Source organism: Desulfogranum marinum (assembly GCF_016918565.1).
Lineage (GTDB): Bacteria > Desulfobacterota > Desulfobulbia > Desulfobulbales > Desulfobulbaceae > Desulfogranum > Desulfogranum marinum.
The window spans coordinates 23,765-36,448 of the sequence record NZ_JAFFQD010000010.1; the positions used below are offsets into that span (position 1 = coordinate 23,765).

Consider the following 12,684-nt stretch of genomic DNA (forward strand, 5'->3'; position numbering starts at 1 on the left):
TTTCCTTAAAAGAATATCTTGAAATACATGCTCATAACAGCAGCGAATAGGCAAGTGAGCAGCAATCAACCGAAATTGAGCAGTTTAATAATTTTTTCTCTTATGATCTAGAAAATGGGCCACAAGCGCCGGGATATCTTCTATTCGCTGCCGCAGTGGTGGAATCAGGATGGGGAAAACATTGAGCCGGAACCAAAGATCACGGCGAAAGCGGCCCGATTGGACCATTTCTACCAGATTGCGATGGGTGGCGCTAATGACCAGTACATTGACAGGGATCGACTTGGTTCCTCCGACCCGCTCAATTTCCTGCTGCTGCAAGACCCGCAACAATCGCACCTGGGCAGCAGGCGGTAGCGCTCCTGCTTCGTCGAAAAAAAAAGTCCCTGTGTGTGCGATGAAAAGAGAACTCGATACAGCCAATCTTGAAACAGTGCGCTCATTTGCCGGTATTGCAACAGGATATGCTGCAGGCGTAAAAAAGTTGTTGAACTATGGCATCAAGCAATTTGCTGATTTTCTATAATATGAAAACAAATTGCTACGCAAACTGCGTCGAGCCTGGCAGATTGAAGAAGAAAACTGCTTATGAATAATTTTAGAAAAAAATGATTACAATTATTAATTGAACTTTACAGGAGGATGTTTCGGCTGTCCGAGGAACGTAAATGACTGCACTGCTGAAGCCTCTAAGCAGACTGAACGAAAGGACGTAAAGGCGCAACTATTGGGCACTATCCCACCTGGTCTGCGCTTACCTCTGCGCACGATCAGGCAGCAAAACATAGCATTTTTCTAGTTATCAAGCCTGATTGTACGCAGCTGGAGCATTGCAGCGCTGTTACAAATCGAGGTTAAGGCGAGGTTATTTGTTACTCGTTGAATAACAACTATTTCTGAAAAATAACCGCTGATTGATTAGGATGGTTTCTTCTTTACCCTCTCTGTCCTTTTAGCTATTCTCCACCCGTTTCCATGCTATAAGGGCAGGGACAGGTCTGAATAGTTATGGGCGCAGACTTTGTTATAAAAAATTATGTACAGGTGAGTATATTTTGTTTGATCTGCAATGCAAATGCTCTCTTCAATTTTTCACAATACTTTTCATTTCATACGCTAAGGGGTAATTCATGTATAAATCCATGTTGGAATGTATCGATGATCTGGAGCGAATCGGTCAACTGCTAAGGATAGAAGAAGAGGTCGACCCTTATCTTGAAATAGCCGCCATCCATCGACAAGTACATCGGGAAAATGGTCCCGCCATTTTGTTTGAGAATATTAAAGGCTCTAATTTCCCGGGAGCTTCCAATATTTTTGGAACCATAGAGCGTATGGAGTATCTTTTCCGGAGCTCACGAAAACCTTTGCAGCTTTTCCTGGAAGCCTGGAGTGATCCACTCCCTCTTCTGAAAAAGCCCGGAAAATGGTTTACCCTTCCCCGAACCGCCCTTCATTCTCTCCCCCGACATGTTCGCTCCGGCTTGCCAAAAGCAGTTCGTTTAAGTGACGTCACAGCTGGTATGAACTCCGCCTGGAAGAACAAGTTACCAATATTAGAATGTGAATGTCGTATACAGGACCTCCCTCAGATCCATTCCTGGCCAATGGATGGTGGGAGCTTTATCACTCTTCCCCAGGTATGCTCTTTGCCCCCTGCAGATACGCCGAATATTTTAAAATCCAATCTGGGTATGTACAGGGTGCAAATGTCAGGCAATGAATATGGTGATGATGAAGTTGGGTTGCACTATCAAATTCACAGAGGGATTGGCATTCATCATACCCAGGCAATAGAAGCCGACAAGGAGCTTAAAGTGAGTGTTTTTGTTGGCGGTCCACCAGCTCATACTGTTGCGGCCATGATGCCGTTGCCGGAGGGAATGAGCGAGCTTACCTTTGCAGGAATGCTTGCGAGAAGATGTTTTCGTTACACTTTAATTGATGGTTGGGTCGTATCAGCAGATGCGGATTTTTGTATTTTAGGAACAGTTGGGGCAGATACAAAACCGGAAGGCCCATTTGGCGATCACTTGGGATATCACTCACTAGAACATCCTTTCCCCTATCTGAAGGTTGAGAAAGTCTTTCACCGCAAAAACGCGGTGTGGCCTTTTACGGTGGTAGGGAGACCTCCCCAGGAAGACAGCATATTTGGTAAATTTGTTCACCGGTTAACCGGCGATATTCTTCCCACCCAGGTGAAAGGGGTTCGTGAAGTTCATGCCGTGGATGCCGCCGGTGTACACAGCCTGCTCTTAGCCATTGGATCTGAGCGATATGTTCCCTATGACCGAAGAGAACCCCGGGAAATATTAACCCAAGCCAATGCGCTCCTTGGTTTCAATCAAGTTTCTTTGGCAAAATACTTGTTTATCTGTGCCGGTGAAGACAATCCAAAACTTGTTGCCTCGGATGTCAGGTCTTATTTTCAGCATGTTTTGCAACGAGTGGACTGGCGGGAAGATCTCCATTTTCAGACCAATACGACAATGGATACCCTGGATTATACAGGCCACGCCCTGCATAAAGGATCTAAGCTCGTCGTTGCAGTTGCCGGTGAAAAACGAAATGAGCTTTGCGGTCAGCTCCCAGAGGGACTGCTCCTGCCGGATGGATATAGTAATCCCCGTATTATCCTCCCAGGAATTTGTGTAATAGAAGCTCCCTCTTATACTTTGGGGGAAGGAAAAGTACAGTATGGTGCAAGAGAAGATCGCACGCAAGAAGTGGAACAATTCTGCACCGAAATGGATACCTTGAATCCAGAACTTTTTTCCAAACATGGAATCGCATGGATCGTTTTAGTGGATGAAAGTGACTTTTGTGCAAAAAATTTGGATAATTTTCTCTGGGTTTGTTTTCTGCGCTCCAATCCAAGCCAAGATACCTATGGACTGCAGGCATCCTACGAAGCCAAACATTGGGGATGTAATGAGTCTTTGGTAACAGACGCCAGGCGCAAACCGCACCACACTACACCGATGGAAGAAGATCCTGCCGTCGAGCAAAAAGCCGCTGAAAAATGGAAGATATGAATTGCGGCCTGGGTTTAGCTAATTAAGGGCTAGCCCAAATTTCTAAACCACCAACAGGGTTAAAGGAATAGTTGAACAGGGTCAAAGTTGTGTAGGGTGGACAAACGTAGCGCATCCACCCTAAGTACTGATGAGGAATCCGGCCTAGTTTGCATCTCGAACAAAGCGGCTCGGGTCCATGCTCAATATCAAATCAAGTTCCTCTTCCGTCTCAGGGGAGACCTCGAAAAAGGCGAAGGCGTAGAGCGGAAAGGTTCGATAGTTCATTTTGCGAAGTGTGATGAGCGAGCTAAAGAGCTTTTCAAATGCTCCATAATCAAAAACCTGCTCATCGCTCAGCGTGCTCGCCCGTTCAACCACACCCATGGCATAGGTTGCAGATTCTTTTCCCTTTAAGAGCGTTGCCCAATCAGGCCGTGTTCTGTTTGCAAAATGCTCATAAACATTCAGGCCATATCCATAATAGGCGATATCTGTTGAACACCATCCGGCAAAACGCAAAGGATTGATCTCAATGGGCCGAATCCGCCCCTCTTTATCGATTCTGATTTCGGCGTGGACGGGAAGCCCTTTGTAGTCACCAAGTGCAGCTATATCTGTGAGAAATTCCTCAATAGGTTCAAGCCTGTCTTCAATGATCTTTGCAGAGGTAACATAGAGCCGGTCGCTCATATCCTGCTCGCTACTAAATCGGTGGTAAAGGATGTTGAGAACAACAGGCTTGTTGTCCTCATCAAAGTAGGCATCAGCAGCATACTCTTCTCCTTCGATAATTGACTCTACAACAAATGTGTCACTGTTTATGACCTCACCAGGAAAGGCGCAGGCGGTAGCTTCTGTCTCCTGACAGATCTTCTCCTGTACCGCCTCCCATTCTTCGGGAGTATCGACCCGATGGACTCCGGCGCTGATAAATCCCACATTAGGCTTGATAATAAAAGGTCGGCCAATACTTTCAAAAGTGAGCGTTGCAATTTCCGTGGCCGGCACTTTACGAAAAGTGATATCTGGAAAAAGGGAAGCAGTGGATTTCCTGAATTTTGCTTTATCCTTAAACACGTCAATTTTTTGGGCCAGATCAGAATCGGCACCAAAAGTTTCTGTTATCCAGGATATTGCATTCTCACTGTTGCTGTATACCCATCTGAAATTCTCTTTTTCCAAGTGTAAGGCAGCCTCTGCTGAAGAAATGAAATTGGCCGCAGAAGAAACGGATTGACTTGCAAAATCATTTGCCAGCAATGGCATTTGCGATTCAACCAGAAATTTCTCTGCCACATCTGAAATATACGGTTCATCTATAATAAACATATCGGATTATGTATTGTAAGCGGGTAGCAAAAGTAGGTCTCGTCTTATCATGCCAGTGTGCATCTACAGTTTTTCCAGAGCTTGGGAAAAATCGGCAATAATGTCGTCAACACCCTCAATCCCTACAGAGACCCGTATTAACTCAGGTAAAACACCAGCCTTGAGCTGGTCCTCTTCACTCAGCTGACGGTGGGTCATGCTTGCAGGATGGAGAACGCCAGTTCTCACATCAGCCACATGAACAACTCGTTCAGCAAGCTGCAGTGCATCCATCACACGTTCAGCAGCGGCACTGCCACCCTGTACACCGAAGGTTAAGACACCGCTGCCGGCCTTCATATACTTGACACAGAGCTCATAATTAGGGTCACTTTCCAAACGAGGATATTTTACCCAGGTAACCTTTTCATGCTTTTCTAGATACTCTGCCAGTTTGAGGGCATTTTCACTGTGTCGCTCCATGCGAAGATGCAGTGTTTCCAAGCCCTTGTTAGAAAGAAAAGCATTCTGGGGGCTCATATAGCAACCAACATCACGAACCCACTGCACCCTTGCCTTGACGATATAGGCGTTCGGGCCAAAGGTATCCACATAACTCAGGCCGTGATACGATTCATCAGGCTCAGTCATGCCGGGAAACTTGCCGTTTGCCCAATTGAAAGTTCCTCCATCCACGATCATCCCGCCAACACTTGTGGCATGGCCATCCACATACTTTGTTGTTGAGTGAATGACAATATCAGCTCCCAGTTGCAGAGGATTGCAGAGATAAGGTGTGGGAAACGTGTTATCCACGATAAAAGGAACATCCATTTCTTTGGCAATTGCTGAAAATTTTTCAAAATTCAGCATATCGGTTCCAGGGTTTGACAAGCTCTCGCCAAAGAGGAGTTTGGTATTGGATTGAAACGACTGTTTCACCTCTTCAGGAGAGGCTTCGGGATCGACAAAGCTCACCTCAATCCCAAGTTTTTTCATTGTATGTTTAAAGAGATTGAACGTTCCACCGTAGAGGGTTGAAAGGGCAACGAAATGATCGCCGGCTTCACAAATATTGAGAACCGAAATGGTGGAGGCAGTCTGCCCGGAAGAAAGGGCAAGAGCCCCGACCCCACCTTCAAGCGCAGCCATCTTATTCTCAAAGACCTCGACCGTAGGGTTGCTGATCCGTGAATACATATGGCCGGCAACTTTCAAGTCAAAAAGATCTGCAATGGCTTGGCAGCTATCGTATTTATAGGTGGTACTCTGAACAATGGGGGCAACACGTGGTTCTCCGTTCTTCGGCGAATAGCCGCTCTGCACCGCCTTTGTCTCCATACTCCAATCTTTCATTCTTTTAACCTCATCATAAAAACTCTTAAAGTGGCACCCAACAGGCTTTACGCCGAAACATTGCAACCAATTATCCTTGTATACGCGGGGCTACTTTCGCAATCTTCAAAAGTGACGATTGACAAAGTAATAGCGATGATGAATAAATAAAAGTTAAACATTATAAACCACAGGTTAATTCATGCTTAAAACAATTGACTTAAATAAGTTAAAGGTTTTCTACTATATTTACACCTGCAACAGCATCAGTCATGCGGCAAAAGAACTCAATGTCACCCCCTCCGCCATCAGCCAGAATTTAAAAAATCTGGAAGCTGAGATACAAACACGCCTCTTTACCCGGATACACAAAAAACTCATCCCAACAGCTGAAGCCAAAACACTTATTCACATTCTGGAACCATTTTTCCTTGAACTGGAAGAGGGCTTGAAAAATTTCATCATTGGCAAGAACACGCCGTATGGAATGTTGCGCCTGGGAGTTCCAGTAGAATTCGGGAAGACCTATCTGCCATGGATAATCAGTCAGTTCAGAAAAAAATATCCCAATGTGACCTTTTCTCTAGCCTTGGGTAACCAGGAAACACTTTTACAATTGATAGCAGCCGGAGAGTTGGATTTCGCCATTGTGGACCTCTTTCTTAACCAAAAATCGTCTGCCAGCAATCTTGATCAATACCATGTTGAGGCCATCCTAGATGAAGAGATCATCCTTGCGTGTTCTACATCGTATTACCATCAGCATCTCAACGACGACCTCTCTGTTAACACTCTTCTCAAACAGGATTTCATTTCGTATGACAACAACTCCCTGGCCATAAACGGCTGGTTTAAACATCATTTTGATAAACAATCGGCAAAAGTCAAAGTGGTGCTGACAGTGGATAGTGTTCAGGCCGTTCTGGCGGCAATCGAAAATGATATTGGTCTTGGCGTCATCACTTCAAACCAGATGCATACAGGAAATATCATGCCCATCACTACCCACAAACATGAAATTATCAATACAATATCACTGATTCAGCTTAAGGATAAAATCCCTACCCTCACCGAGAAAACATTTCAAAATTTCCTTAAAACAGCGCTGCAAACCTCAAAACAAACAACTTTCATTTCCTGAAAAACAACCGTTTTATTGGTTATTATCGTCGTTTCCATCACATTAAAACTCAACACCCCCACGAAATATTTTTTTACCTTCAAGATATCAAATAGTTAGATAACGACGCAGGCCTTCAACTTGATTAACCATTCAAGAAAGCATTGACAGACACCTCCCTCCAACTTACCTTGCTCAGATACTGAAAAATGGTCCACTCAACTGTCCTTGCACAGGCTATGGGCGAGCAACAATGCAAAGCTTTTTTGCATCTTCCTGATGATGCATTATTTTATAAATATAAATTATACGAGTCTGACGCTGTAGCGCGTAAGCATCGACATCAATTTCTAATAAAGAGAGAAAATGAAATTTTTACATACAATGGTAAGGGTACAAGATCTTGACCAGTCTCTTGATTTTTTTACACAAAAACTTGATCTGGTTGAAACAAAGCGAAAAGACTATGAAGACGGGCGCTTCACCCTTGTCTACCTGGCAACGGCTCCAGGAGAGCCTGAAGTGGAGCTTACCTACAACTGGGACCAGGATACTGCTTACAGTGAAGGTAGAAATTTTGGTCATTTAGCGTTCAGTGTCGAGAATATCTATGCGTACTGTCAGATGTTAATGGACAAAGGGGTTACCATCCTACGGCCCCCAAGAGATGGTCATATGGCATTTATTCGTACCCCCGATCAAATTTCCATTGAACTGCTGCAAGAGGGAGAAAAATTGCCGGTCAGGGAGCCATGGGCCTCCATGGAAAACAAGGGAACCTGGTAAAGAGGATGACCAAAATAAATATTATTCATTATATTCAAATATTTATCTTTTTTATTTTCTAAATCTGCAACCAGCTTTTACTATGCTTGACCTCGGTCAAGCTGAACAGGAGTTCGAACTTGAAGCAGTCATGGCAAAACACGCTGGAATCATTCTCGCGTTCCCAATATTCAGCAGCTCTAAATGGAATTCGCCGCGGTATTGAAAAAGAATCTCTCCGGGTCAATGGTGATTCCAGCTTGGCTTCAACCGCCCACCCTGTATCACTCGGTTCACCACTGACCCATCAGTGGATAACCACCGACTATGCCGAAGCATTAATGGAATTTATCACGCCGGTGGACACTAATGCGAAAAAATCGCTCGGAACCCTGGCCGACATCCATCGACATGTCTATCACCATATCGGCGAGGAGTTGCTCTGGCCGCTCAGCATGCCGTGCACGATTGCAGCAGAAGAGGATATTACGCTGGCGCGTTATGGCAACTCCGATGTAGGCAAGACAAAGACCATTTATCGTCAAGGGCTGAAAAACCGTTACGGCAGCATGATGCAGTCTATCGCCGGAGTGCATTATAATTTCTCCATGCCCGATCACTTCTGGCCGGTATGGCAGCAGATTAAAGATGACAAGCAACCGCTTCAGGATTTTATCTCGGAAAGCTACCTTGCGCTAACCCGCAATTTTTTACGCTTTGGCTGGCTGGTACCATACCTTTTTGGTGCTTCGCCGGTTGTGGATTCTTCATTTCTAACGCACACACGCAGTACATTACCGCTGGAGAATATAGGACGGTCAAGTCATTATCTTCCCCATGCAACGTCCTTAAGAATGAGCAAGCTTGGCTATAACACTCAGGCCCAAGACAATCTGGCTATCAGCTACAACAGCCTCCCTGCATTTATCAGCGGGTTACGCCAAGCAACAAGCCAGCCCAATCCCGTGTTTGAAAAAATTGGCGTGATGCGGCACGGGGAATACCAGCAACTCAACACCAATACGCTCCAGATAGAAGGCGAACTCTATGCGCCTATCCGCCCCAAACGGGTCACAAGACCCGGTGAACGACTCTCCGATGCGCTACAAACTAGAGGCGTCCAATATGTCGAAGTGCGTTCTCTGGATGTCAATCCCTACGCAGAAACAGGGATAGACCTCGAACAAATCTACTTTTTAGATATCTTTCTGACCTATTGCCTGCTGAAAGAAAGCCCTGCTTTTTCTTGGCAACAGCAATGTACTGCTAAAAAAAATATGCAGCAGGTTGCAACCTGCGGCCGAGACGTATCCGTGATACTGCAGGATGGAGAGCGCCCCAGATCGCTGAAAAAATGGGGCGAAGAACTTTTTTCCGACCTGAGTGAGGTTGCACGCTTACTCGGCAAGCCAGCCCAAAGCATGAAATACCAAAAGGCACTGCACCATCAACATCAAAAACTCAAAGATCCCGCGAAAACACCGTCTGCGAGGATACTCAAAGATATGGCAGAGCAAAAACTGGAGATCAATGAGCTAGCGTTGAATCTGGCAAAAAAACATCGCCATACACTACTCAAAACTAACTACACCCAGGTGCGAAGCTGTGAATTTGCCAGGGAAGCTCTGGTTTCCAGGTCCAAACAAAGGGAACTCGAGAAGAGTAAACCAGCAAACATTAACGACTACCTTCGCCTTACACTTGACGTCTTCCCTCCCGCCCCCAAACCGGAAAAGGTATTAAGGGGACAATATTGCCATATACCGCCCAGGTTATGCCCTAATAAAGCTTCGCACGAATCTACCTGCTGCGCCTAACACAATCAACCAAGTGCTTTTGTTAAAAATGCGCACGTTGGACCTGTCACCAAAATGTCAGCTTTTGACTTTATGGCTGGATAACCAAACCGCGAAATAAGCCACCACTCAAAAAAGACAGCCTTATTAAACCTGTCTCCCGGTATAGCGGTCGCCCTTTGCTTTCAATTTAAATAACCGAAATTTCTCGACCATGACCACACTTGCATTTGATATATATGGAACCTTGATCGACACCAACGGCATTATTGAAACATTAAAAAAAATTATTAACGATAAAGCAGTAAGTTTTCCCCAGACCTGGCGCGACAAGCAGTTGGAATGTATCCAATAATTACGAGCATTCTTTATATAATCCGGGCTAATGGTAAATTGGATTATTCCTTCTGTAAAACGGTGGACAGATAAACTGTAAAAAAATAAAGGCAATCTGGTAACATCTTCTCCTCAACACTGCCGACTTACTTCCAGGGGAGCCAAGGCAGCCCTTCTCTCAGCCCTTGCCGCATACGCTCAACACACCCTTCTCGATAGCCATAAACTCTTACCCCAAAGATGTGCATCATGAGGCTGGTAGCACGTCGCTGACTCACTTTTTTACTATATTCCTTTTTAAGGTAACTCTCCAGAAGCGCTTCCACTTCATCCAATTTTGCGGACGCGTACTTATAGAGTTCATTTCCTTCGGCAGCTAATTCAAGCCTTGTTTTGACAAGAAAGCAACTACAATAATTTTCTTTAGCCGACTCCTCGACGACTTCCTCAAGAATCGTACATAGCCCTTCGCCGACTGTTGGCGCTGCATCCAATATTTTATGTAAGTGAGCTGCTCGTTTTCGGGCATAACTTTCCAACGATTCACGGAACAAGGCTTCCTTGTTACCAAAGGAATAATAAATAGAGCCAGGCTTGAGGCCGGTTCTTTTCACAACCTGCTCCATTGATGAAGCATTGAAACCTTTTTGCCAAAACAGCTCGATCGATTTTTCAATAACTTCGTTTCTATCAAACTGAGCCCTTGCCATTGCCTTACCTCGTATTCTTATATTGCGATTGTATTTTATTAAAAAGTAGTAATTTCAGGGTCATGCTTCAACATCAACAAAGTACAAAATTACCAAAATACTCACCGAAGGTCAGTCCATATGGGCCCTGAACTGATGAAAAATCCGGACTAGATCTTCGCTAAATAATGACAGGAAGCATACCACACCCATTTGAATAATCACTCAAAAAACTACGCGCCAATTTGATTACCCAGTCAAGCTAATAGCTTTTACAAAATAGGCTATCATTACCAGCCATTGAACGAATGAAAAAGAACACCTCCTTCTCTTGCCGAGGTGAGGTCCACGCACCGATTGTGAATATCGTAATCGTTTACCGATTCTCCCTTTTCGTCATCATCAGTGACCATTAAAGTACGTAGAGTCGACAAGCGCAGTGTAGCACATCCACGCCGAACAGTCGGATAGTCGAAAATGGTAAACAATTACCTTTATACATTTGATAAAAGGTACAAATTAAATTGAGTATTTTCTTACAACAACAGTGTAATCACTGTGAGAAGGCAAGCTAATCATTTTGAGTGATCATTCAAAAAAAATATTAACAATGCTATCCTCCCCGCTTAAGTTGATTAAATATTCAACGTGTTTTTGTTAACAATCAAAGAATTAAGCAATTATTATGTTTCTTGATCGTTAGAAAAACAGATTTTGATAACCCGCGAAAAAGTCCTCGACTATGCGACATTTTCTGCCGTGTCTGCTTATGGGGTATGGGTTACTCCATGATTCACTTTGCAACAGTGCTCACCGGCGTGGCCCCTCATCTGATGGACTCCCTACAGCAATTACTGGTTGCAAATTTACATGGAAAAGAAGGGATGGAAGCTCATTTATCAAGCTGGCCCCTTAACTAAAATGCTCAATGATAACGACAAGCTGCTTACGATAAAATATATGATTTCGGCAGCAAATTCGCTTAAACACCATGGAGGCCAACATGACATTACAAGAGAAACTGAGTGCAATGAAAAAGGAGTCTATGGCAACAAGACCCCCTGAGGTTGTTGCCACTCTGCTTCAAGAGGTTGAAAATCTTATCCAAGCTGGAATCGCTGACAACGCACTAAAGGTTGGTGAAACGCTTCCTGACTTCTCACTTCCCGATGAAAAAGGACAGTTAGTCAGCAGTAAGGATCTTCTTAGCAAAGGTCCACTGGCGATCAATTTTTATAGAGGAATCTGGTGACCTTACTGCAACGTGGAGCTGGAAGCTCTGCAGGAAGTCTATGGCCAAGTACAAAAACTTGGCGGCTCACTTATTGCGATTTCCCCCCAACTGGGAAAATACACAAAACAGGTTGTGAAAAAGCACCACCTAACCTTTCCGGTCCTCACAGATGAAGGCAACACGGTTGCCGACTCATTTGGCCTGCTCTTTACAGTGCCGGCAAAGCTAAAGGAGATCTACCTCAGTTTTGGTATCGATTTGCAACGATTCAATGGTAATGATACGTGGGAACTCCCTATGTCAGGAAGGTTTCTCATCGATAATAAAGGTATTATCAGAAAGACCGATGTACATCCAGATCATACTATCAGGCCTGAACCAAGTGAAATAGTAGAGTTCATACAATCATTGGATTAAAGTCTACATTTCAAGTAGATGCAGATATAAAGCACACAAAAAAAAACCAGACAAACCACAGATTCGTTTTCTCCTGGTGAGCTTTAGATGCCAATTTCTACCGCGGTGCCACGGTAGCATTAACGGCTGCCGGGAGCGCAGCCGTTGATGGTGCCCTCCCCCTGCTCGATTATACTGCCAAGGTCTACCTTATTGCCAATGAGCTAGACGTTACCCAGGAGTTAGAGAGTAAATTACACTCAAGCGATGTAGACCATATCGCTGATGGTATCGAAGCAATAGTTGGAGAACATGCTGTAGAATCGATGCGACTTGAAAACGGACAAACGATAGAAACCGAAGGTGTTTTCATTGAACTAGGTTCAAAAGGAGCACTGGACCTGGCCGCCCAAATCGGCGTTCAACTGGACACAGAGTCATTCAAGTATATAGAAACCAACAAAAAACAAGAAACTAGTATTACCGGCATCTATGCAGCCGGTGACATGGTAGGACCTCCTTATCAAATGGCAAAAGCTGTCGGTGAAGGATGTGTTGCAGGAATGGAAGCTACCACTCACGCTCGCTCACTTATCCTTCAGTTGGAAAGGGTTTAGCAGATTCGTTGAAGCAACTTCTAGTTACGGAGCAGCCTCAAAATTTGAAAAATTTTACAAAAACGAAT

General features: G+C 44.5%; 10 protein-coding genes and 2 pseudogenes. 8 read left to right on the top strand and 4 right to left on the bottom strand.

The annotated features are described in order from the left end of the window. Positions 1-93 precede the first annotated feature (93 nt). Positions 94-396: pseudogene (locus tag JWH17_RS07540) on the bottom strand (sigma 54-interacting transcriptional regulator); the annotation flags it as partial. Between the two features lie 734 nt (positions 397-1,130). Between JWH17_RS07540 and JWH17_RS07545 the strand changes: the two are divergent. Next, a complete protein-coding gene (locus JWH17_RS07545; RefSeq protein WP_205221986.1) occupies positions 1,131-3,038 on the top strand; it encodes a UbiD family decarboxylase in 1,908 nt (635 codons plus the stop codon). Positions 3,039-3,182: 144 nt separating this feature from the next. On the opposite strand, the gene JWH17_RS07550 is transcribed toward JWH17_RS07545, so the two are convergent. Together JWH17_RS07550 and JWH17_RS07555 are read right to left on the bottom strand one after the other, a co-directional pair. Beyond that, positions 3,183-4,349 (bottom strand): ATP-grasp domain-containing protein, encoded by a 1,167-nt coding sequence (locus tag JWH17_RS07550; RefSeq protein WP_205221987.1) that lies wholly within the window; start codon positions 4,347-4,349, stop codon positions 3,183-3,185. 63 nt (positions 4,350-4,412) lie between these two features. Then, entirely contained in the window at positions 4,413-5,684 is a 1,272-nt protein-coding gene (locus tag JWH17_RS07555) for an O-acetylhomoserine aminocarboxypropyltransferase/cysteine synthase family protein (RefSeq protein WP_205221988.1), read from the bottom strand. 181 nt (positions 5,685-5,865) lie between these two features. Between JWH17_RS07555 and JWH17_RS07560 the strand changes: the two genes are divergently transcribed. The 4 genes from JWH17_RS07560 to JWH17_RS07575 all read left to right on the top strand — a co-directional run bounded on the left by JWH17_RS07560 (position 5,866) and on the right by JWH17_RS07575 (position 9,699). After that, a complete protein-coding gene (locus JWH17_RS07560; protein ID WP_205221989.1) occupies positions 5,866-6,804 on the top strand; it encodes a LysR family transcriptional regulator in 939 nt (312 codons plus the stop codon). A gap of 345 nt (positions 6,805-7,149) precedes the next feature. Continuing rightward, positions 7,150-7,569: a VOC family protein gene (locus JWH17_RS07565; protein WP_205221990.1), complete on the top strand. Its 420-nt coding sequence runs from the start codon at positions 7,150-7,152 to the stop codon at positions 7,567-7,569. Between the two features lie 119 nt (positions 7,570-7,688). After that, on the top strand, positions 7,689-9,365 hold the full coding sequence (gshA, locus tag JWH17_RS07570) for a glutamate--cysteine ligase (protein ID WP_205221991.1): 1,677 nt from the start codon (positions 7,689-7,691) through the stop codon (positions 9,363-9,365). A gap of 193 nt (positions 9,366-9,558) precedes the next feature. Continuing rightward, the gene (locus tag JWH17_RS07575; RefSeq protein ID WP_205221992.1) at positions 9,559-9,699 is read left to right on the top strand and encodes an HAD family hydrolase; all 141 of its coding nucleotides are present in this window, start codon (positions 9,559-9,561) and stop codon (positions 9,697-9,699) included. A gap of 127 nt (positions 9,700-9,826) precedes the next feature. On the opposite strand, the gene JWH17_RS07580 is transcribed toward JWH17_RS07575, so the two are convergent. After that, positions 9,827-10,390, bottom strand: coding sequence for a TetR/AcrR family transcriptional regulator (locus tag JWH17_RS07580; RefSeq protein ID WP_205221993.1), 564 nt, complete (start codon positions 10,388-10,390; stop codon positions 9,827-9,829). Positions 10,391-11,372: 982 nt separating this feature from the next. Between JWH17_RS07580 and JWH17_RS24320 the strand changes: the two genes are divergently transcribed. The 3 genes and pseudogenes from JWH17_RS24320 to JWH17_RS07595 form a co-directional block, all read left to right on the top strand. Beyond that, on the top strand, positions 11,373-11,621 hold the full coding sequence (locus JWH17_RS24320) for a redoxin domain-containing protein (protein WP_205221994.1): 249 nt from the start codon (positions 11,373-11,375) through the stop codon (positions 11,619-11,621). 12 nt (positions 11,622-11,633) lie between these two features. Next, positions 11,634-12,020 (top strand): redoxin domain-containing protein, encoded by a 387-nt coding sequence (locus JWH17_RS24325; protein WP_205221995.1) that lies wholly within the window; start codon positions 11,634-11,636, stop codon positions 12,018-12,020. A gap of 152 nt (positions 12,021-12,172) precedes the next feature. Next, positions 12,173-12,616 (top strand): annotated as a pseudogene (locus JWH17_RS07595) (NAD(P)/FAD-dependent oxidoreductase); the annotation flags it as partial. Positions 12,617-12,684: the final 68 nt, after the last annotated feature.